Genomic DNA, 19,030 nt, shown 5'->3' with positions numbered 1-19,030 from the left:
ATGTCTAAAATTTGTCCCGGGTTGGTTTGGCACGAGGTTTATGGCGTGTGCGGAGGCCCAAGCGAAGACGTGACCGGGCTTCTCGAGCCTGCTCGATAGGTCAATACGCCTGTACCAAAACGTCTCAGATACGCGCGTCGGCTTCGACAGCGACGTACTCATGCGCGTCCATGTATGCGACAAGATCGCTGAGCCGCTCCGCGTCCCGCTCGATCCCGAGAGCTATGTTGAACAGCGCGGACGGCGTCATGACACCCGTAATCATGAAAAAATTCGGGAATTGGTTGGTGTTGTAGCCCATGAGGGAATGGGCCCCATCCTTACAGTGGTCCTGTATCCGCAGGTCACCTCGGCCGATGAGGTTCTGGCTGAAAATCGGACCGGTGAAGGCGTCGTAGCCCATGGAGAAAAACAGGAAGGCAAGCCCCATTGCGGGCGGGGGCGGCCGTGACGGGTCAATAGCGGGACGCTGCTACGGCGAACGGATTGCCGTGTGACACCTGTCAGGACAGGCTGAGGCACTTGTCGAGATCGGGACCGGCGGTCTCGGAATAGTGGAAGGTCTTCCAGCCCCGCGCGCGAGCGGCGGCGATGTTCTCCCCGGTGTCATCCACGAGAAGGATCGCGGACGGAGGCACGCCGGTCTCACGCTCGATGATCTCGAAAAACCCTGCATCAGGCTTGCGAACGCCCATCCGGCCCGAAGAGAACATGCCGTCGATGCGCGGGCCGAAGCCCATCTCTTGCTCGATATAGGTGCAGCGGCGGTCCTCGTTGTTGGTGGCGATGACTTGCCGCAGTCCGCGTGCCCGCATGGCATCGAGGCGAGCCCACATGTCGGGGTCCGCCAGGCTGTCTTGGGCGAACCAGTAGTCGAGAACGACATCGGGTCCGGGCGCGAAGCCGACGTCGCGGGTCCATGCCCCGACAGCGTCGCGCAGATCGCGGCGGCCGGTCACGATGGCTTCGAAGGTGTCACCGGACAGATAGGCCTGCAGCGAGGAGAAGGGGTGGCCGAAATCGGCTCCGAAGCCGTCCGCCCAGACGAAGCGCCCGTTCACGATGTTGCGGTTGAGAACGCCGTCGAAGTCCCACGCGATGAGTTGCAGATCCTGTGTCATCGGCGGCGAGATATCGTGCGCGGCGCGCCCGGCAAGGGACGCCGCGTCCGGCTTGACCGGGCACAATATGGGCCGCAGGCTCGTATGGGGAGGACATACGAACATGACACCCGGCAAAGCCTACCTGACATCCGAAGAAATCCGCAGCCTCTCGGCCCGGTCCGATCTCTGGGGCGCGTGGCTCGTGACCCATGCCTGGGGCGTGATTCTCGGCGCGCTTGCCCTCTTCGCTGTCTGGCCGAATGCGCTGACCTTCCTTCTCGCCGTGATCCTGATCGGCTCGCGCCAACTCGGTCTTGCGATCCTGATGCACGAGGCGGCGCATAACGCGCTTTTCAAGACGAAATCCGTGAACGAATGGGCGGGTGAGTGGCTTTGCGGGCGGCCCATCGTGGCAGACCTGCCGGAATACCGGCACTACCACCTCACACATCACCGGCACACGCAGACCGAGAAAGATCCCGACCTGCGCCTGTCGAAGCCGTTCCCGACGACGCGCGCCTCGCTGATGCGGAAATTTCTGCGGGACATCACCGGGCAGACGGGCCTCAAGCAGCGGGCGCAGCAGATCATGTTCGCCTTCAAGATGGCCGGCGAGGTCGAGGGCAGTCCATCGAGCCAGGATCTCGCGCAGGCGTTCTCGGGGCCGGTGATCGGACGAGCGATCATCGCGAATGTCGTGATCTTCGCGCTCTTCTGGGCGGTTTCCGGCCTTTGGTGGGCGTGGCTCGCCTTCTGGCTGCTGCCGCTCCTGACCTGGTTCCAGCTCGTCCTGCGGATCCGCAACATCGCCGAGCACGGCGCTGTGGAGTTCTCGAACGATCCGTTTCGGAACACCCGAACGACATTGGCGAACCCGATCGAGCGCGCCCTGGTTGCGCCCTACTGGGTGAACTACCATCTCGAACATCACCTGGTGATGCATATCCCGGCGCATAACCTGCCGAAGTTGCACAGATTGATGATCGAGAAAGGCCACGGCGAGAAGATGACCACCGCTCCGAACTATCTCTCTGTCCTGGCGCGTGCGTCGTCGAAACCCGCATGAGCTATGCCGCCTATGGCCCCGTGATCGAGGAGGCCCGCGCCAAGCCGCAGATCTGGCGGCTTCTGGCCGGGCTCGCGCTTGCGGGCCTCACCGCCCTCGCCATCAGCCAGGCAGCGCTTTTCGGCGCGCTGGCCCTTGGCGGCAGCGAGCTGATCCAGGGCGCGCTCAGCGGAACGACACCGGGCGGGCTCTTGGTGATCCTCTACGCGATGGGAGCGCTGGCCATCGGAGCCTTCCTCGCGGCCCGGCTGTTGCACGGACGCGGCATCGCCAGCGTGATGGGTCCGTTGCCTTTGGCCCTGCACCAAGGGCTGCGGGTGCTCGTCGCCATCGCGATCCTGCAAGCGGTGCTTCTGGCGCTGCTGACGCTGGGCTCGGGGCAGGAGCTGTCACGCAACGTGCCCATGTCGCGCTGGCTGATCTTCCTGCCCTTCGCGCTTCTCGGCCTCCTGATCCAGACCGGCGCGGAGGAGGTATTCTTTCGCGGCTACCTGCAGAGCCAGCTCGCCGGGCGGTTCCGGCATCCTGCATTATGGCTGATCCCGCAAGCGGCGCTCTTCGCGGCGGGCCATTACGCGGCGGGCACGTTCGGGTCGAACGCGCTTGGCATCGCGCTCTGGGCAGGGGCGTTCGGGCTTCTCGCTGGCGATCTGACGGCACGGTCGGGCACGCTCGGTCCGGCCATCGCGCTCCATTTCGCCAACAATGCGGTGGTGATTCTGCTGATCTCCATGAACGGCGTGCTGTCTGGGCTGTCGCTCTATACGTTCCCGTTCTCGCCCTCCGACGAGGCAGCGGTGGCGGCGGCGCTGCCGCTTGAATTCGCCTCGCTGATCGTGAGCTGGCTTGCCGCGCGCCTCGCCCTTCGGGTCTGAGCCGCACTCGATTGCATTTCACGGTTTCGCGTCATAAGTCGGGCGCACGTGTCGCAGCCCCGGAAGAGCCGCATGAACTGGATCACGAACTACGTCCGCCCGCGCATCAACTCCATCTTCTCGCGGCGCGAAGTGCCCGAGAACCTGTGGACCAAGTGCGATAGCTGCGGAACGATGCTGTTCCATCGCGAACTGACCGACAATCTCCATGTTTGCTCCAATTGCGGGCACCACATGCAGATCACGCCGCGTGCGCGGTTCCGGGCATTGTTCGACAGCGGCATTTTCACGGAAGTATCCGTGCCGGAGCCGGTGGCCGATCCGCTGCAATTCCGAGATCAGAAGAAATATCCCGACCGTATGCGCGCGGCGCAAAAATCCACCGGCGAGAAGGAAGCGATGCTTGTTGCCTCCGGTGAGATCGGACGAACGCCCGTCGTGGCCGCGGCGCAGGATTTCTCGTTCATGGGCGGCTCTATGGGCATGTATGTCGGCAACGCGATCATCGCTGCGGCCGAAGAGGCGCTGAAGCTCAAACGCCCGCTCGTCCTGTTTTCGGCCGCGGGCGGTGCACGGATGCAGGAAGGTATCCTCTCGCTGATGCAGATGCCGCGCACCACGGTGGCGATCCAGATGCTGCGCGAGGCGGGTTTGCCCTATATCGTCGTCCTGACCCATCCGACGACCGGCGGCGTGACGGCCTCCTACGCGATGCTGGGCGATATTCAGATCGCGGAGCCGAACGCGCTCATCTGTTTCGCAGGCCCCCGCGTGATCGAACAGACGATCCGCGAGAAGCTTCCCGAAGGCTTCCAGCGCGCAGAATACCTACTCGAGCACGGCATGCTCGACCGGGTCACTGACCGGCGCGAGCTTCGCGACGAGCTCGTCGGAATACTGCGAATGCTGATGCAGCAGCCGCCGCCGGTCTGGGGCGACCTGCCGCCGCCCGCAGATCCCGTTCTCGAAGACCACGCGGATGACAGCGACGACGGCGCAGAGACGGCCGCGAAGCCCGAGGAATGAACGGGAACACGTCGGACCACATCCTCATGCGGATGATGGCCCTGCACCCGAAATACATCGACCTAACGCTGGATCGGGTCTGGCAGCTTCTTGAAAAGCTCGGCCATCCCGAGCGGTCGTTGCCCAAGGTCATCCACCTGGCGGGCACGAACGGGAAAGGCTCCACCCAGGCGATGATCCGCGCCGGGCTCGAGGCGCAGGGCAACCGCGTCCACGCCTATACCTCGCCGCATCTTGCCCGGTTCCACGAGCGGATCCGGCTCGCCGGAGACCTGATCTCGGAAGCCGATCTCGCGGTGCTGCTCGACGAGGTCTATGCGATCAACGGCTCTGACCCGATCACCTATTTCGAGATCACGACCTGCGCGGCGCTGTTGGCGTTCAGCCGTATTCCGGCGGACTACCTCCTTCTAGAGACAGGGCTCGGGGGGCGGCTCGATGCGACCAACGTGGTCGAGCACCCCGCCCTGACGATCATCACGCCGGTGGCGATGGACCACGAAAGCTATCTCGGCGACACGCTCGCCAAGATCGCTGGCGAGAAGGCGGGCATCCTGAAGCGCGGCACGCCATGCGTCGTGGGCCCGCAGGAGGAGGCAGCGCTCGAAGTGATCGAAGCGCGCGCGGCGGCGCTCGGTGCACCGCTTATCGCCCAAGGCCAGCATTGGCATGTGAACGAAGAGCATGACCGCCTCGTCTTCCAGGACGAGCAAGGTCTCCTGGATCTGCCGAAGCCCAACCTGCCGGGACGGCACCAGCTCGACAACGCAGGCGCAGCGCTGGCGGCGCTCCGGCACCTCGGCGCGGAGGAGGCGGCCTGCGAGGCGGCGGTCACGCGCGCCGAATGGCCTGCCCGAATGCAACGCCTACGGCATGGGCCGCTTGTCGAGGCCGCGGGCGCGGCCGAGCTTTGGCTTGATGGCGGTCACAACCCAGCGGCGGGCGTCGCGCTTGCGGCGCATCTCGGCGATCTGCCGGAGAGGCCCACCTACATGGTCTGCGGAATGCTGAACACGAAGGACGTGCGCGGCTATCTGCGTGCGTTCGAGGGTCAGGTGCGCGGCCTCAGCGCCGTATCGATCCCCAGCGAAGCGAACACGCTCTCGGCGGAAGAGACGGCGGAATGCGCCCGCGATGCGGGCCTTGCCGCGCGGACGGCTGCCTCGCCGCTTTCAGCCGTCGAGGGGATCGTCGCCGATGCCCCGCATGCTCGCATCCTGATCTGCGGCTCTCTGTACCTGGCTGGATGGGTGCTGCGCGAGAACGGCTGACACGCCACCCGTTGCGGCACGGAAAAAGTCCACCGCGAGTGCTTGATGGCCATACTATATGTTGACGCACCATCCGTTCGTCACGTATGATTCGGTCAATATCTTGCCGAAAACGACCGAAACCAGACCACGGCACGAGGGACATCGCCCATGCGATGACCGCGTTGCGCGAGCTGCCGGCTATTGCCCGGCACCAGCACCGCGTCATCGGGCGAAAGACGACAAAACAGGCGCATAAAAGCCGGATCGAGCAGCAGCAGACAGAATATTTCAGGGGTCCTTCGGGGCCCCTTTTTTTGTCACGCCTTCGCGCCCCACCCCTCTGACTGCATCTCGCGCAGACGGCTCGCCGTCCTTTCGAATTCGAACGCACCCGGCCCCTCGACATAGAGATATTCCGGCTCAGCGGCCGCCGAGACGATCAGCTGCGTTCCCGCCTCGTAAAGCGTGTCGATCAGCGTCACGAAGCGCTTAGCCTCGTTGAAGTTCGACCGGCCGAGCTGCGGCACGTTCTCGAGGATCAAGACCCGCACCGTTTCGGCGAGCTTGAGGTAATCCGCCGGTCCCAGAGGTTTGCCGCACAGCTCGTAGAACGGCACGCGCGCGGCCCCGCCCGAATAGCGTGGCAGCTCGATCTGGCGGCCTTTCACCGTCAGGGTCAGAGGCTCCTCCTGCCCGCCTGACAGACGCTGCCACAGGGTGTCGATGGCGGTTCGCGCCTCGGCGTTGGCAGGCGTGAAATAGCTCTCGCTCCCGGCGATCCGGTCTTGCCGATAATCCTTCTCGGCCGCGAGTTCATGGATGACCATCCACTCTTTCAAAAGCGCGATGAAGGGCAGGAACAGCTCGCGATTGAGCCCGTCCTTGTAAAGATCGTCAGGGACGCGGTTGGAGGTCGTGACGACAACGCAGCCCGCTTCGAAAAGCCGCTCGAAGAGCCGCCCGACGATCATCGCGTCGGCGATGTCGGTGATCTGCATCTCGTCGAAGGCGAAGACCTTCACGCTGTCGGAGACGGCCTTGGCCACCGGCTTGATCGGATCTTCGGTGCCCGCCTTCCGTTCGCGATGCACCGCGTCCTGCACCTCCTGCATGAAGGCATGGAAATGCACGCGGCGGGCGGGCACATCGAGGCTTTCAACGAAGAGATCCATGAGCATCGACTTCCCGCGCCCGACCCCGCCCCAGATATATAGACCCTTGGGCGGCGGCGGTGCCTTTCGGAAGAACCCCCGTTTTTGCGGCGCGTTCACCGCTTCGGCGATCCGGTCGAACTCGGGCAGGATGGCACGTTGTGCGGGGTCGTCCTCGATGCTGCCAGCCGCCACCCGCGCCTCGTAAAGCGCAGAGAGGGGCTCAGACATTCGGCTCGCCCTGAAGGCCAAGAAGCTTGCGGAACCCCGTCCAGTAGCCCGGAAGCTGCGGCGGCCCGTCCAGGCCTTCGATCGCGGGCTCAGCCCAGCGTGGCATGTGCGAGCGCGCGAAGAGCCGTCCCCATTCGAGGTAATCCTCGGCGAATTCGGGCCGCAGACGGCAGGCCGAGCCGACGAGCCCGACAAGTGTCTCGGGCGGCGAATACCATTCGTCCTGGATACCCGTCACACGCTTCTGCATCATTGGCCCGACAAGTCGCATCATCCGCTTCTCGGAGAATTGCAGCAGCAGCTTGCCCATCTCCTCGCGGCTGTAGTGGATGAGCGGCGGGAAGGTGTCGAAAAAGACCGCGCGGCCGTCCCTGATCGCGAAATTGCGGATCGAGGGATGGAAGCCGACGCGCGTCTTCACCCGCTGCGCCTCGGTCCAGAAGGACGCGATGACCTCGCCTGCGGCCTGCATCATTGCCAGCGTCTCTTCCTTGCTGTCCTCGCGCATCCGCGGCCGCATCAGGCTGCTGAGAGGCAACGCCTCCTGAACGATGACCGGCGTTCTTGTGGACCCTCCGAGATCGACGAGATGGAACTCGGTCTCAGGCAGCGTGACGCCGCACTCGGTCAGCACCCGAACGTAATCGTCATGCGCCTCTGCAAGGCGTGTCAGCTCCGCCGGCTTGGCCGCGCCACGATAGACCTTGATGACCTTGTCCGAGAACGGACCCTCTGGGGGCTGGAACGGCGCGCAGAAATAGCCCAGCCGCGAGATCGCCCTGCCACGGGTCTCGGTGTCGGATCGAATGAGGTCGGCAAGGGCAGCGAGGTCGGTCATGATCTCTCCGGTCTCGGGCGGTGTGCCCTCCGGTCTACCCCTTTGCCAGCCGATCCGCCACCTCTTGCGACAGCGCGTCGACCTCGGCGCGCGCAGGTGTCTTGCGACCCTCGGCCCCGGACAATCCCTTGCCCATCGCTTCGGCATAGATCGTGCGATTGGCAATCTGCGTCTCGGCGATGGTGGCCTCCAGCCGTGCCGCCGCTTCCGCCACTTCGCCCGCAAGACGCGTGCGCGCACGGGTGCGGTTCATCACGACAAGCGCGTCCTTCTCCTCGCGCCTCGCGAGATCCAGCACGCCTTCTGTCGCCCAGAGATCCACATGGCTCATCGCCACGGGCACGACGACAAGGTCCGCCACCCGAAGCGCGGGTCGCAGATCGCTGTCGGCCTTCGGCGGAGTGTCGACGATGACGATGTCGCAGGCGCCCGCCAGCTTCCGGGTCTCGTAGGTGATCCCCCAGGCGGAAGAGGTCGCGAAATCGAGGCCGACCGTGGCGTCCGGGTGTTCCTCGACGCGCGTCATGAACCAGCGCCCGAGGCTGCCTTGCGGGTCGGTATCGACCAGCGCCACGGTCTTTCCCTGACGCAAGAACCCGACCGCGAGATTGGCGGCCAGCGTCGTCTTGCCCGAGCCGCCTTTTTGCTGAGCTACGGTAATGATCGAGCCGGTCATCGCGAATCGCCCCTCTTGCCTGACGCGGGCGCATTTTGCACCTGCAGCATGGAAATGACCACGCCACGCCAATTCGCCTGCGTCGATTGGGTCGAACCTGCGTGTTTAACAGCTCATTAACCTTAACGCGGGATAGCTCGCAGACATGATCCGCGTGTGTCTCGCCCTTGCTCTGTCGCTGCTCTTGCCTGGCCTGGCCGCGGCAGGTGCCTGGCCGCGCGAGAAAGGCACCGGCTTTGCCTCGGCGACCTCGTACCTGTCCTGGGCGCAGGATTACACGACATGGGTCAGCTACGCGCCCACCGCGCGCTACGACACGCTTTATCTCGAGTACGGTCTGACGGATCGCTGGACGGTCGGGCTCGATCTCGGCCGTTCGGTCTCGGGCGGCACCAAGGTCGTCGCCTTCGTGAGATACCCGCTTGGCGAACGGCTCGGCATGCAGATTGCACCAGAACTCGGCATCGGCCAGATCGAGGGCAAGACCGTGATCCGCCCGGGATTGTCCTTGGGCAAAGGCGTGGCGCGGGGATGGGCGGCAGCGGATTTCGCGGCTGAGCTGTTTCCGGAGACGGGCAATGCCGACGCGAAGCTCGATCTCACTCTGGGAATGAACCTTGGCGCACGGCGCGCGATGGTCCAGTTCCAGACCGGGCAGCAGACCGGCGACGAGGCCTTCCTGCGAATCGTGCCATCGGTGACGACGCCGCTCGGCAAGCGCTTCGATCTCGAGCTCGGTGTAAGCTACGGCGTTCTTGGCGATACCAGCATGGGTCTCAAGCTCGGCCTCTGGACGGAGTTCTGAGCACCGCCTAGCTTCATGCCATGACCGACACGCAAGATCCGATCAGGCCCACCGACGACGAAGCGCGCACCCTCGCCAGAGAGTTGATCCAGGCCGCCCGATACGCAGCGCTCGCGGTTTTCGATCCCGAAACGGCCTTCCCGATGGCGACCCGGATCGGCTGCGTGCCGGGGCCGGACGGGTTGCCGCTGGCTCTCGTCTCGGACCTCTCCCACCACACCCGCGCCCTCAAGGGCGATCCGCGTTGCTCGCTCCTGGTCGGGCAGCCCGGCGCGAAAGGCGATCCGCTGACCCATCCGCGCCTGACGCTTCAGGCGCGCGCGAGCTTCATCCGTCACGGCGATCCCGACCATGCCTCCCTCGCCGATCACTATCTCGCGCATTACCCCAAGGCCCGCCTCTATATCGGCTTCTCGGATTTCTCGCTCCTGCGCTTCACTCCGGTGGAGGCACATCTGAATGGCGGTTTCGGCAAAGCCTTTCGCCTGACACCGGCCGATCTCGCGCCCTCGATTTGCTCATGATCTGGCGAAAAATACTCCGGGGAGCGCGAGGGGCAGCGCCCCTCGCTCAAGCGTTGATTGCACCTCGACAGCCGTTCTTCTGTCTCGGGTGGGCGTGGCAGATAGCCGAGCCGCGAAGTGACACAAAGCATCCATGAGCGGAGCAGGCGAGCACGCATCGAAAGATCCATCAGGACAATCACGCTGAGGACAATTATCGCGTACAGATCTGACTGCGGCCACTCACGGCCCACAGTGGCATTTCAAGAGACCAATTTTCCGCAATATGGGGCTGGCTCCCCCAAAAGCGGACACTCAGCCACGGTGCAGCACCTCACGCCTATACGTGGACAAATGCCCAACCCACTGCGATTGTTCACTACGGGGCGACGCGAGGCTGCTCTGAACAGTCTCAGTCACCCAGTCTCGACTGGCCTGTTGGCTTCAGGCGTTTGTATTGCGCGCGCGAGTTCGTGGCTTCTACCATCGACGTTCGCCAAATCTGGAGTGCTTGGATCTTGTGGTTTGACATATATGGCCCGTTCGATTTGGCCCGGATTGACATGAAAATACCCTCGCAGCAGCCGGACTTCTGGGAGCAGGTGCAGGAAGCATCCGCACGCTATGACTATGAATCTCAGGGGCTGGAGAGAGCGATCGGATGCTATGCATTCGGCCTCAGGCATGGCGATGCAATGAAGCCCTGGTATATCGGTATGACCGTGGCGAAGGGCGGATTTCGGCGCGAGGTGCTCGAGAAGCATAAGCGCGACCACTATGACGCTGTAATCAGAGAGCATCGCGGTACGCCCATTTTGTTTCTGATGCCACTATTGACGCCTGAAGGATACTTCAGCCGTAACCGGAAGAGCGCCAAGCCGTTGATCCAGTGGGTTGAAAAGATGCTCTTTGGAGTTGCACTGCGGCAGAATCCTGAGTGCCGGAACCAACGCGATACGAAATACTTACGCAACGTTGTCGTCCATGGAATTTTTAACAGCCGTCCGGTCGGTCAGCAGGGTCCAGAAGTCACGGCCGCCCGAAGAATGTTCGGAGAAACATGATTAGAGATGGTGGGGTGAAGTCGCGGTTCAGGTCGTCTCTGACCATAGCCGCCGTCTGTGAATCTCCAGCAGACGGCCGGACCCAAACCTATGCTGTCCATCGGCCTCGGCACCGCTGAGCTATCACACCGAAATCTAACGCGAAATGTTGTCTCTCCAGCCAGATAGATCGTTTCATTGTACCGAAGCACTAAGCGGGTGTTCAAAAGGACGAAAGCTGCTCACCGCCAGCAAACTCTCACCGTGAGTTTTTCTCAAGCTTCGCGTTTCGTAGGTTGAAACCATGCCCCGAAGTTCGGATTGTGCAATCGGTTCATTTGATTATGCGAATTGCGCCAGTGGAGAAACTGCGGATGGAAGTTGCCGAAATCTTCGACTTGGTAGACTGGTATCGGAGTAATGGTCCGAGGGTAGGGAAGCAGTATAAGAACCTCCAGAACGTGCTCCAGCACAATGCCTCGCAGAACCAGAAGCAGCCGGTTCGTGAACAACTCCATGAATTGGTGGAAGGCCTCAACGCTCTGCCCATGACCGAACTGAACCTCCAGCAGGTCGCGCAGCTGGACAAGATCGGGGTTGGGCAATTTCTTGGTGTCCGTGGCGCTGAGTTCGTAGAGCGGGTGGTTACCGAGTCAGGCTATGACCCGGCAACCTCTGCGTCGGAAATGAAGACTGCTGCGGATAAGGTAACAAGCGTGACCGGAATGCTGGAGAGTCTCTCTACTGCGCTGCAAGCAGCAGGTTTCATGCCTGATCAGACCGGGGATGTGGTCCACGACGACACCGCAATTGCGCGAATCCAGTTTCGGCAGGATGCTTCGATCGAGAACATTGCCGCCATGAAAAAGTGGTCGGCAGACTGGAACGACATTGTGCGTGGTATCGGGCATCTTGTCGACGAAACTCCACATGACATGAAGGTCGTAGGCGCCTCCAAGGGGTCGATCATCGTCTGCGTCTCCGGGAGCATGGCGCTTATCTCTGCGTTTGCGTTCATGTCCAAGAAGGTGTCTGGGGTCGTGCTCGATGTCCTAAAGGTTCAAAACGCCATCGAAGACCTTCGCCACAAGCGCATTTCGAACGAAGTAATCGAAAGGTCGATGCGAGAGGACCTCAAGAAGAGGGAAAGTTCGCTTGTCGATGACATCATCGCCGAACTGAAGAACCGTGCCGGTGGCTTGGCTGAGGAGCATGATGCGCACCTGCGGACTGCGGTGAAGAAATACGTTGAGTTCAGCAAGAAGGGCGGCGAAATGGACTATCTTCAGCCCCCTGAGCCGGAAGCTGACGAGGAGGAGCAGTTGCAGGACCAGGCCCAAGCCCATCTTATTGGCGAGCTTCGGGGCTTGATATCTGAGATCCGCTCGATCAAAAGCGAAACGTTGCGCCTTGAAGACCTCACAGTGAATGACACTGAATAGGTCGCCATGCATCTGCCGATATAGATACCGCGACTCTGCAAAGCCCGCTTCGGCGCACTGCAATCATCGTTGCCTGAGTGCAGCGAACGATCGCTGTCCGCCCTCCGCATTGCCTTGTAATTCGATCAGCAGACCAAAGATATAATTGTGAAGCGCGAAAGTTGCGCCCACCCAAACGCAAAAACGCCTCCGCCAGATAGCTGACGGAGGTACTGTTCGACGTCGAGATCGGCGCTTCGCGAGCGCGTGGGCCGGTCGTCAGCAAACGACCTTGGTGCCGCTCTTCGAGCCTGCGCCCTGATCACCCATGACCCCTGGCAGAAGCGCCTCGCTGGACAGCTCCATGGTAGCCCTCAGGCCGTGCTCTGCGGTCTCGTCCGGCATGAGCACGATCTTCCGGATGAGCACCGCAAGATAGCCGTGGGCCTCCTCCACGAAGTCCCGATCGGAGAGGAGCTGCGTCAGCTGGCTCAGGACGCGCTCATAGACGGCCGCGCCACTTTCCATGACCTGGCTGCTATTCTCGATCTGTGTGTCGATGTCCGAGACGCGCTGCGTCAGCTGGGCGATCTCGACCTCCAAGGCTTCTGCTTTCTCCTTGAAGGTTGCATAGGGCGCACCCTCGGCAATCGCGTTCAGGATGTTGGTCTTGCCTTGCTCCGCCTTCTTGAGCGCGGCGCCAAGGCGCGCGCGTTCTGTATCGAGGCTACCATCTGCGAGCGCCTTCCGCTCGGATTCCATCGCGGCTTCGAACTGCGCGATGAGCTCGGGCGAGCGGAAGGCCTGATCGAGAGCTGCAAACACGCGCGTCTCGATGCGTTTGCGGGAGATCAGAACCTTGTTGCTACAGCCTTTCCTGCGTGCCTCGCGGCAGCCGTAGCTCGTCTTGTTTACCGTGATGTAGGAACCACCGCAGCAGCCGCAGGTCAGAAGACCGGAGAGCAGGTACGTCTTCCGCCGCGCAGCCCGCGCTGCCTTCGGCGAGGCGGCAGCCCGCCGCGCGAGTTCGGCTTGGACAGCGTCCCAGAGCGGCTGATCGATGATCCGGAGTTCCGGAATATCTTCCTCGACCATCTGGTCCGGTGTCGGCTTGATTCTCTTCTGGAATGTCTCGGGATTATAGGTGTGCTTCGTCCGGCCCATACCGGGGATGCCGATGTAGAGGCGGTTGCGCAGGATGCCTTCCCCGCGGGCGGGGTTGCCTCGGATGGTCGAGCCTTCCCAGCTTCCGCCCTTCGGTGCCGGAATACGATCCGCGTTCAAGCTTTCCGCAATGGCGGTCGCGCTCTGGCCAGAGGCAAACGCCTTGAAGATGCGCCGCACGACAGCCGCCTGCTCCTCAACGATCTCACGGTTGCATCCGTGCTCCGCTTTGCGTTTGCGGTAACCGAACGCTTTGCCGTGAAGGCGCTTCCGCTTCAATGCGCCTTTCATACCGCGAAGCGTGGCTTCGCCAATCTTCTCGCTTTGCGTTTGCGAGCCATAGCCGAGGAACAGGACCCTGAGGAAATCCTGATGCTTCTCTTCAATCGTGTAGAGGCTGACGTCTTGAAACGAGAGCACCGTATAGATGTCGATGGAGTCCCGCACATTGCGGTTCAGACGGCTCATGGACTCCGTGACCACCATGTCGAACCGCCGGCTTTGTGCCGCCGCCTTCATGGCCTGATAGCCGGCGCGATTGGTATTCCGCCCGGTCTTTTCCATGTCGATGAATGTCTCGACGATGGTCCAGCCATTTTGCTTGCAGACAATCTCTGCCATCGCGATCTGGTCTTCGATCGACGTGGGCTTTTGAAGTCCAGAGCTATAGCGGACGTAAACTGCGACGCGGGTCGTCATGCGCGGCCTCCTTTCTTGTTCTTGTCGGTGTTTGTGTTGGCCGCGGCCTCGGAGGCGCGGCGGATCTCGGCGCGCGCGAGGAGCGTGACGAGACCGCGGAGCGCGACCTCTGCGCTCTGGTCTCCGCCAGGGTTGTCGTTTGCGGCGTGAAGGGTTGCTCGATCTGTCTGGGCCTGCATCTGTTGTCCTTTCTCGATGCTTTGTTGCGCTCGAGGGGACATCAGGCCGGGGCTGGGACCGCAGATCCGAGTTTGAGTCAGTTTTTTATTTTTTTTGCGGGGCACCTGGAGATGCCCCGCAGAGGGTCAGTGCGCGAGCTGGGAATAGATCCGATCGACGCGGCGCAGATCCCGCACATGGCGGAGCGCGTCGCGCAGCTGGAAGAGCGGCGCGCAGGTCTCCTGCAGCTCGCGGGCCTCGGGGATCAGGATCGTCTGGATCCAGGATTCGTCGACATAGCCTTCGTCGACGATCACCTCGGTGCGCTCGCCATCCCTGATGATCTTCTGGAGCGGCTTCAGCAGCCGCTCGAGTTCTTCGAGGTCGCGGTCATGGAACACCTTGCCGTCGTCCAGCTTGCCCGAGAACTTGAATGGGGCCTTGCGCTGGCTTGCGTCGAGATGCGCCCCCGCCTCGGCGAGCGCGCTCTTGGCGGCGGGGACCAGTTCGATGACAGCGAGGAGAGCGCTCTGCAACGGCTCAGACATTGCGCGTCTGCCGGGCCGTGATCCGCCCGTCCTTCCGTCGCTCAACAGTGATCTCGCGTGGCGGGTTATACCCGCGCCGCGTCCGGAACAGCCCTGCCCGGCGCATATGGTGCTCGGCGTGAATGCGCGCGCGGATGCGGTGCATGCGCTCGGTGGCGCGGCCGGTCAGACGGCCGAGCACCGGCGTGCCGCGGGTCGGGCTGACGTCGAAGTTATGATTGGCGAGCGAGACGATGACGCGGCGCGCCGCATCAAACCGGGTCGGTTTGTGCAGAGACGCGAACGCAATCTCGTCCGCATCGGTGACGTCGATAGCGTAGCCCGCCCGGCGGGTGGTTGGCGAGGTCGTACCATAGGCGAGATGGGCGTAGCGCTGGCCGTCTCGAACCTCGACATCGAGGACGAGGCTCGGGCGCACCTTGGGCGCGTTGGAGCCTTCCCGCTCATGCGGGAAGCAGAACGAGACGACATCGCCCGGGGCGAGGCTGTCTTTCCAGGCAGTGTGGGATTGGGACGTGTTCATGCGGTGTCTTCCTTTCTGGGATGAGAAACACCGCGTTGCTCCTGCCTCCGAGGCTCGGGGCCTCTTTGAAGCGACGCGGCACAAGCCGCGCGTCGCTTCAAAGAGGATCCCGGGCCCGGGCTCCGGCTTCATTTTGGGAGAGCGTCGAGAGGGCAGACCCTCTCGAACCCGCGCGGGGAGCCGCGAGCAGGTGGTCTCGGAGGAGTGCGGAACGATGCTCCGAGCCGTCGGAGACGCCAGCGGTGCAGGAGAGTAGCGAACGACCTCCTGCCCCTCGGCGAGCGGGGTCCGGGGCAGCGCCCCGGCGAACGACAGCCCGAGCACCAAGGCGCGCGGAGCGCGCCGACTGCGCGGGCTGATTAGTGAGTAAGGGGAACTGCAGCGCTCGTGCAGCCTTTGACGCGAAGCGCTGATCCCAACCCGTTTCTGCGGAACTCGGCCCGACCAGATGTCCCGACCTCCAAAACGGAGGACGCACAATGACAGAGACGACAGGCACGCCCGTGGTGCTGCGCATGGCGGGGCTTTGGCCGAAGGATCTCGGAGGCTACGAGGGCCACCGGACGCGCAAGGGCGGCGATCTCGGGCATGTGGACAAGGCGCGTTCGAAGGACAACCGGCGTCTTCTCGGCTCGGAGGGCTGGGCGCGCGAGGTTCAGGACGAAGTACGCGAGATGGCCACGGAGAACTTTGCCGATGAGCTCGAAAAGCTGAAGAGGCGTCGGCGGAAGAGCGAGCTGCACAAACGCATCACAGAAGGCCCGCGCGATCCCTGGCGGGCGACCCGGCACGGGCCGATGCGGGAGGTCATCCTGACGGTGAACCGCAAATGGTTCGAAGCGGGGAACGACGAAAGGAAGAAGCAGAACCCGCAAGCCCAGCCGACAGCGCCAGGCTTCCAACCCATCGACGAACTCTTCGGCGACGAAGATGCGGCGCGCGCCCTCAACAGACACGAGGCCCAATTCGAGGAGCTGGCGGTCGCCTGGCTGCAAGAGCACTTCGGCGAGGATGTCGTGCATGCCCGCGCGGATCTCGACGAGGAGGCCTATCATATCCATGCGGTCATCCTGCCGCGGGCCAAGACCAAGGATGGACGGCAGATGCTGCAGCCGTCCAAGCACGCGATCATCGAGGATTACGAATTGGCGCAGGACAGCGTCGGCGCTTGGTTCAGTCAGATCGGCCTGGTGCGGGGTGAGAAACGCGCCAAGGCGATCCGGGAGGCGATCGCAGAGAATGCCACGCGACGCGGCGACGAACCAAAGGTCGAGATCCCGGAAAAGCGGCAGCATGTCTCGCCGCGGGCTTGGCGTCGCAAGGAAGAGCGCAAGCTCTCTAAACAGGCTTCCGAGCTTGAGATCCGCGAAGGCGCCGTCGCGCAGCGCGAGAGCGAAGCCGACGAGGTTCTGGACCTTGCCGCGGCCGTGGCGTCTGGCGACATCGATATTGCGGAACGTGCGGAGTTGCCCGGCAAAGAGCAGCCGACCAACGGAAGCGGACCGTCGCCGCAAACGTCTCCCGAGAAACCGGCAAGCCCACGCTTGCAGAAAGCCCGCACGCTGTTCCGCAAGGCGTTCGCGCGCTTGCGAGGCGAAGCCGAGGATGCGGCCCGCCGCAAAGTCGCGCGGGATGTCGAGGAAATCCGCAAAGCGGATGACACGATCGTGGCGATCGCGAGCAAACTGCCAAGCTCCGTGCGCGAGACGATCGCGGAGCTACGGAAAGGGCTGACCAAGCGTCTCCTTGGTCTGCGACACCTCGATCAGAGGGGTGCCCGTGATCAGGCGGATCGCGATGAGAGCCGAGCAATCAAACTTTGAAAAAAGTTTTTTCCGTCCCATCCCAAAGGACCACAAGTCCCCTTCAGCCGAGGGTGAGATGTCCAGGAGATCGACCCCAAGGCCGCGGGCCATGCCCGGAATTTAAATCGCAATCAGGAGGTCACTATGCTGACAACCGCACAACAACGCGTGTTCGAAACCGTACTCGCACACAACAATCGCGAAACCGCGGAAACCGCAATGAAGAAGATGGTGAACGACAAGCTGCCGAAGCTTCTCAACACTGCCGACAGAGAGTTGCTCACCGTCCTCTTCACGCACCTCGAAGTGCATGCGCCTGCCAGCCTGGCGAAGAAAATCGCCGTGCACGAGCTGCGCCCCGAGGAAGTCACCAAGCTGGTCGAGGCCCGCAAGGCCGAGATCGATGCGCAGAAGGCCGAGAAGCCGACGCGCAAACCCAAAGATGAAGGAAAGGCCGAGTAAGGCCGATCCACTCCCCACGATCAGTGGCAAAGGCGCGGCACCTGGAGCCGCGCCTTTTTATTTTGGACGATCTGCCGTTGTGAGATGGGGTTATCGTCAAGCCGAAAAACCAGTGTTGTACCCGCGTAAGTCGGCTGTCAGGCTAAGGTAAGTTGTATGCCAGAGGCTGCCCAAATGCGTATTTCTTACCTCACGACTTTTTTCTTGTTGAACGTGATCGCCCAGCCGAGCCTCGCTCAAACAGGTCCGGATGAAGTTTTGAAGATTGGATCGTGGTCGCTTGAATGTTTTGCAAGCGAGGAGCAGCCGCAGTGCCAGATCTACCAGCGCGTGGAGGACGCAGACGCGGGAGTAGTCGCGCTAGCGATCGCGATAGCGATTTTAGGCGATGGCACGGTCCAAACCGAGATTGCGCTTCCACTCGGTATAAGGTTCTCTGTGCCGCCCGAGTTGCGTGTCGATGAGGAGGTTTCGGTGCCTTTGCCTGTCGGAACTTGTGTGCCTGAAGGATGTCTCGTGCAAGGCTCATTACCCTCAGACATCCTGTCAGCAATCAACGATGGCGAAACTGCATCAGTGGTCATGCAGTCTGCCGCAGGCGATGTCATCAACATTCCATTTTCGATTTCGAGTTTTAGCGACGCTTTTGATCAACTTGTGGAACGCGCCGGTGCTTTGCCCGAAGATCCTTCCAACGAGGCTGGATCGTGAAGTGAGTTTGGTCTGTGGTGTGAGGGTCCGTCAGTCAATTGTCGGAAATCCGCGCCCTTGGAACAACCTGAAAGCTGCCACCGACATTAAGGATGACGTTCTCTTCGGCTTCCGGTTCGGGCTGTGCTGCCGATTGTGCAGAAGCTGGCTCAGGAGCAGACGAGGCGGTGTCTCCAGCCGGGGGCGATACCGGGCGGAAAGCTGGATAATTCTCTACTTGAGCGATGTAGCCTGGTGTCGAAACTGTAGCGAAGGGTTGCGTGTAGTTAAGGAATGCCTCCTGAGCGTTTACACTCGGCGAAAGAAGTGTCGCAAGTGCCGCCAGCGCTGCAATTCGCACCACGTACAAACCGTCCATGTTGGTTGTCCTCCGTCTCTTGCCGTTTAAGCATACTTGCGGCAGACGATGTGCAATCTCAACCTTGGGAGCAAAGTTTGTGTGAGCAAGGCTCCTACTGCCTGAAGACAGCAGTACACTCGGCTGTCTCCCGGCCCTTGGAAAACTGAAGACGGAATTCCATACGGGCAGCAGGTCCAGTACTAAGTGTCACAGAAGCCAGCCGGGCGGGAAGCAGCAAATTCGCGTTTGAGGGTATCATTCCAGCCTGAAAGTTCTGCGAACGGTTAGATCCCACTTGGCTGATGCTCGTGAAAAAGAAGCTCCCATCAGCCCAGCCCTGCGCAGTTAAATACGCCTCGACCCCTACTACGCCGCCCGTTTCGGATATGTGAATCCGGCAAACATCCTCGGAAGAGGACGCCGCCGAGCTCTGTAGCGTCGCTGCGGCCAAGACTGCGGACATCAGGATATTCATAAATATAGCCTGACCCGAAGCTCAGAGAGCAAGCAAGGATTATCTTCGGCCTTCCATCTGAGCTATCCCCCGAAATTCGGACACTGACATAAGCTACGATTTGCAGTCTGCTGATCTTCGACGAGAAGGAGATCAGAGATGTCGAAACGCAAG

22 protein-coding genes are annotated in these 19,030 nt (G+C 62.0%); 11 read left to right on the top strand and 11 right to left on the bottom strand.

The genetic code is table 11. The annotated features are described in order from the left end of the window. Nucleotides 1-124: 124 nt before the first annotated feature. Together BM171_RS09625 and BM171_RS09620 are read right to left on the bottom strand one after the other, a co-directional pair. Nucleotides 125-403: a hypothetical protein gene (locus BM171_RS09625; protein WP_139218691.1), complete on the bottom strand. Its 279-nt coding sequence runs from the start codon at nt 401-403 to the stop codon at nt 125-127. A 100-nt stretch (nt 404-503) separates the two neighbouring features. Beyond that, complete coding sequence (locus BM171_RS09620; RefSeq protein WP_175497527.1) at nt 504-1,121, bottom strand: HAD family hydrolase; 618 nt, start codon at nt 1,119-1,121, stop codon at nt 504-506. 103 nt (nt 1,122-1,224) lie between these two features. Between BM171_RS09620 and BM171_RS09615 the strand changes: the two genes are divergently transcribed. From BM171_RS09615 to BM171_RS09600, 4 genes are all read left to right on the top strand, one after another. Then, entirely contained in the window at nt 1,225-2,169 is a 945-nt protein-coding gene (locus tag BM171_RS09615) for a fatty acid desaturase family protein (RefSeq protein WP_093011161.1), read from the top strand. Beyond that, entirely contained in the window at nt 2,166-3,044 is an 879-nt protein-coding gene (locus BM171_RS09610) for a CPBP family intramembrane glutamic endopeptidase (RefSeq protein WP_093011158.1), read from the top strand. The genes BM171_RS09615 and BM171_RS09610 overlap by 4 nt, the downstream gene beginning before the upstream one ends. Before the next feature lie 72 nt (nt 3,045-3,116). Next, on the top strand, nt 3,117-4,070 hold the full coding sequence (accD, locus tag BM171_RS09605) for an acetyl-CoA carboxylase, carboxyltransferase subunit beta (RefSeq protein WP_093011155.1): 954 nt from the start codon (nt 3,117-3,119) through the stop codon (nt 4,068-4,070). Continuing rightward, on the top strand, nt 4,067-5,341 hold the full coding sequence (locus BM171_RS09600) for a bifunctional folylpolyglutamate synthase/dihydrofolate synthase (protein WP_093011152.1): 1,275 nt from the start codon (nt 4,067-4,069) through the stop codon (nt 5,339-5,341). Before accD ends, BM171_RS09600 begins: the two co-directional genes overlap by 4 nt. A 299-nt stretch (nt 5,342-5,640) precedes the next feature. On the opposite strand, the gene zapE is transcribed toward BM171_RS09600, so the two are convergent. The 3 genes from zapE to parA are packed head-to-tail and all read right to left on the bottom strand — an operon-like array spanning nt 5,641 to nt 8,219. Beyond that, complete coding sequence (gene zapE / locus BM171_RS09595; RefSeq protein ID WP_093011149.1) at nt 5,641-6,705, bottom strand: cell division protein ZapE; 1,065 nt, start codon at nt 6,703-6,705, stop codon at nt 5,641-5,643. After that, nucleotides 6,698-7,543 (bottom strand): DUF6206 family protein, encoded by an 846-nt coding sequence (locus BM171_RS09590; protein WP_093011146.1) that lies wholly within the window; start codon nt 7,541-7,543, stop codon nt 6,698-6,700. The genes zapE and BM171_RS09590 overlap by 8 nt, the downstream gene beginning before the upstream one ends. Nucleotides 7,544-7,577: 34 nt before the next feature. Further along, the gene (gene parA, locus BM171_RS09585) at nt 7,578-8,219 is read right to left on the bottom strand and encodes a ParA family partition ATPase (RefSeq protein ID WP_093011143.1); all 642 of its coding nucleotides are present in this window, start codon (nt 8,217-8,219) and stop codon (nt 7,578-7,580) included. A gap of 145 nt (nt 8,220-8,364) precedes the next feature. Here parA and BM171_RS09580 point away from each other — a divergent pair, with 145 nt between their 5' ends. From BM171_RS09580 to BM171_RS09565, 4 genes are all read left to right on the top strand, one after another. After that, complete coding sequence (locus tag BM171_RS09580; protein ID WP_093011140.1) at nt 8,365-9,024, top strand: hypothetical protein; 660 nt, start codon at nt 8,365-8,367, stop codon at nt 9,022-9,024. Nucleotides 9,025-9,044: 20 nt separating this feature from the next. Then, the gene (locus BM171_RS09575) at nt 9,045-9,548 is read left to right on the top strand and encodes a HugZ family pyridoxamine 5'-phosphate oxidase (protein WP_093011137.1); all 504 of its coding nucleotides are present in this window, start codon (nt 9,045-9,047) and stop codon (nt 9,546-9,548) included. Between the two features lie 542 nt (nt 9,549-10,090). Then, nucleotides 10,091-10,591, top strand: a complete 501-nt coding sequence (locus BM171_RS09570) for a hypothetical protein (RefSeq protein WP_139218690.1) — start codon at nt 10,091-10,093, stop codon at nt 10,589-10,591. Nucleotides 10,592-10,944: 353 nt separating this feature from the next. After that, on the top strand, nt 10,945-12,012 hold the full coding sequence (locus tag BM171_RS09565) for a hypothetical protein (protein WP_093011130.1): 1,068 nt from the start codon (nt 10,945-10,947) through the stop codon (nt 12,010-12,012). 258 nt (nt 12,013-12,270) lie between these two features. Here BM171_RS09565 and BM171_RS09560 read toward each other — a convergent pair whose 3' ends face one another. The 4 genes from BM171_RS09560 to BM171_RS09545 all read right to left on the bottom strand — a co-directional run bounded on the left by BM171_RS09560 (nt 12,271) and on the right by BM171_RS09545 (nt 15,084). Then, nucleotides 12,271-13,854: a recombinase family protein gene (locus BM171_RS09560; RefSeq protein ID WP_093011127.1), complete on the bottom strand. Its 1,584-nt coding sequence runs from the start codon at nt 13,852-13,854 to the stop codon at nt 12,271-12,273. Next, nucleotides 13,851-14,033 carry a hypothetical protein gene (locus BM171_RS09555; RefSeq protein WP_093011124.1) on the bottom strand — a complete coding sequence of 61 codons (183 nt, stop codon included), beginning with the start codon at nt 14,031-14,033 and terminating at the stop codon, nt 13,851-13,853. The genes BM171_RS09560 and BM171_RS09555 overlap by 4 nt, the downstream gene beginning before the upstream one ends. Before the next feature lie 126 nt (nt 14,034-14,159). Then, nucleotides 14,160-14,561: a hypothetical protein gene (locus tag BM171_RS09550; RefSeq protein ID WP_093011121.1), complete on the bottom strand. Its 402-nt coding sequence runs from the start codon at nt 14,559-14,561 to the stop codon at nt 14,160-14,162. Then, nucleotides 14,554-15,084: a hypothetical protein gene (locus BM171_RS09545; RefSeq protein WP_093011118.1), complete on the bottom strand. Its 531-nt coding sequence runs from the start codon at nt 15,082-15,084 to the stop codon at nt 14,554-14,556. The genes BM171_RS09550 and BM171_RS09545 overlap by 8 nt, the downstream gene beginning before the upstream one ends. A gap of 479 nt (nt 15,085-15,563) precedes the next feature. Here BM171_RS09545 and BM171_RS09540 point away from each other — a divergent pair, with 479 nt between their 5' ends. The 3 genes from BM171_RS09540 to BM171_RS09530 all read left to right on the top strand — a co-directional run bounded on the left by BM171_RS09540 (nt 15,564) and on the right by BM171_RS09530 (nt 18,062). Then, nucleotides 15,564-16,907 carry a plasmid recombination protein gene (locus BM171_RS09540; RefSeq protein WP_093011114.1) on the top strand — a complete coding sequence of 448 codons (1,344 nt, stop codon included), beginning with the start codon at nt 15,564-15,566 and terminating at the stop codon, nt 16,905-16,907. Nucleotides 16,908-17,033: 126 nt separating this feature from the next. Then, nucleotides 17,034-17,351: a hypothetical protein gene (locus tag BM171_RS09535; protein WP_093011111.1), complete on the top strand. Its 318-nt coding sequence runs from the start codon at nt 17,034-17,036 to the stop codon at nt 17,349-17,351. Nucleotides 17,352-17,525: 174 nt separating this feature from the next. Beyond that, nucleotides 17,526-18,062: an invasion associated locus B family protein gene (locus tag BM171_RS09530; protein WP_175497526.1), complete on the top strand. Its 537-nt coding sequence runs from the start codon at nt 17,526-17,528 to the stop codon at nt 18,060-18,062. Between the two features lie 34 nt (nt 18,063-18,096). Here the strand turns inward: BM171_RS09530 and BM171_RS18695 are convergent, their stop codons facing one another. Together BM171_RS18695 and csgH are read right to left on the bottom strand one after the other, a co-directional pair. Further along, the gene (locus tag BM171_RS18695; protein WP_139218689.1) at nt 18,097-18,420 is read right to left on the bottom strand and encodes a hypothetical protein; all 324 of its coding nucleotides are present in this window, start codon (nt 18,418-18,420) and stop codon (nt 18,097-18,099) included. Between the two features lie 94 nt (nt 18,421-18,514). Then, nucleotides 18,515-18,865, bottom strand: coding sequence for a curli-like amyloid fiber formation chaperone CsgH (gene csgH / locus BM171_RS19435; RefSeq protein ID WP_425438944.1), 351 nt, complete (start codon nt 18,863-18,865; stop codon nt 18,515-18,517). Nucleotides 18,866-19,030 lie beyond the last annotated feature (165 nt).

The organism is Roseivivax halotolerans (assembly GCF_900115815.1).
Lineage (GTDB): Bacteria > Pseudomonadota > Alphaproteobacteria > Rhodobacterales > Rhodobacteraceae > Roseivivax > Roseivivax halotolerans.
This window is presented reverse-complemented; position numbering and strand designations above follow the sequence as displayed.

What these genes read in the sequence shown, in the direction of transcription:
- BM171_RS09580 (WP_093011140.1), top strand. Translation starts at nt 8,365, where the DNA reads ATGATCCGCGTGTGTCTCGCCCTTGCTCTGTCGCTGCTCTTGCCTGGC.
- csgH (WP_425438944.1), bottom strand. Translation starts at nt 18,865, where the DNA reads ATGTCCGCAGTCTTGGCCGCAGCGACGCTACAGAGCTCGGCGGCGTCC.
- BM171_RS09540 (WP_093011114.1), top strand. Translation starts at nt 15,564, where the DNA reads ATGACAGAGACGACAGGCACGCCCGTGGTGCTGCGCATGGCGGGGCTT.
- BM171_RS18695 (WP_139218689.1), bottom strand. Translation starts at nt 18,420, where the DNA reads ATGGACGGTTTGTACGTGGTGCGAATTGCAGCGCTGGCGGCACTTGCG.
- BM171_RS09575 (WP_093011137.1), top strand. Translation starts at nt 9,045, where the DNA reads ATGACCGACACGCAAGATCCGATCAGGCCCACCGACGACGAAGCGCGC.
- accD (WP_093011155.1), top strand. Translation starts at nt 3,117, where the DNA reads ATGAACTGGATCACGAACTACGTCCGCCCGCGCATCAACTCCATCTTC.
- BM171_RS09535 (WP_093011111.1), top strand. Translation starts at nt 17,034, where the DNA reads ATGCTGACAACCGCACAACAACGCGTGTTCGAAACCGTACTCGCACAC.
- BM171_RS09590 (WP_093011146.1), bottom strand. Translation starts at nt 7,543, where the DNA reads ATGACCGACCTCGCTGCCCTTGCCGACCTCATTCGATCCGACACCGAG.
- BM171_RS09615 (WP_093011161.1), top strand. Translation starts at nt 1,225, where the DNA reads ATGACACCCGGCAAAGCCTACCTGACATCCGAAGAAATCCGCAGCCTC.
- BM171_RS09620 (WP_175497527.1), bottom strand. Translation starts at nt 1,121, where the DNA reads ATGACACAGGATCTGCAACTCATCGCGTGGGACTTCGACGGCGTTCTC.
- BM171_RS09600 (WP_093011152.1), top strand. Translation starts at nt 4,067, where the DNA reads ATGAACGGGAACACGTCGGACCACATCCTCATGCGGATGATGGCCCTG.
- BM171_RS09555 (WP_093011124.1), bottom strand. Translation starts at nt 14,033, where the DNA reads ATGCAGGCCCAGACAGATCGAGCAACCCTTCACGCCGCAAACGACAAC.
- zapE (WP_093011149.1), bottom strand. Translation starts at nt 6,705, where the DNA reads ATGTCTGAGCCCCTCTCTGCGCTTTACGAGGCGCGGGTGGCGGCTGGC.
- BM171_RS09610 (WP_093011158.1), top strand. Translation starts at nt 2,166, where the DNA reads ATGAGCTATGCCGCCTATGGCCCCGTGATCGAGGAGGCCCGCGCCAAG.
- parA (WP_093011143.1), bottom strand. Translation starts at nt 8,219, where the DNA reads ATGACCGGCTCGATCATTACCGTAGCTCAGCAAAAAGGCGGCTCGGGC.
- BM171_RS09625 (WP_139218691.1), bottom strand. Translation starts at nt 403, where the DNA reads ATGGGCTACGACGCCTTCACCGGTCCGATTTTCAGCCAGAACCTCATC.
- BM171_RS09545 (WP_093011118.1), bottom strand. Translation starts at nt 15,084, where the DNA reads ATGAACACGTCCCAATCCCACACTGCCTGGAAAGACAGCCTCGCCCCG.
- BM171_RS09570 (WP_139218690.1), top strand. Translation starts at nt 10,091, where the DNA reads ATGAAAATACCCTCGCAGCAGCCGGACTTCTGGGAGCAGGTGCAGGAA.
- BM171_RS09565 (WP_093011130.1), top strand. Translation starts at nt 10,945, where the DNA reads ATGGAAGTTGCCGAAATCTTCGACTTGGTAGACTGGTATCGGAGTAAT.
- BM171_RS09530 (WP_175497526.1), top strand. Translation starts at nt 17,526, where the DNA reads ATGCGTATTTCTTACCTCACGACTTTTTTCTTGTTGAACGTGATCGCC.
- BM171_RS09560 (WP_093011127.1), bottom strand. Translation starts at nt 13,854, where the DNA reads ATGACGACCCGCGTCGCAGTTTACGTCCGCTATAGCTCTGGACTTCAA.
- BM171_RS09550 (WP_093011121.1), bottom strand. Translation starts at nt 14,561, where the DNA reads ATGTCTGAGCCGTTGCAGAGCGCTCTCCTCGCTGTCATCGAACTGGTC.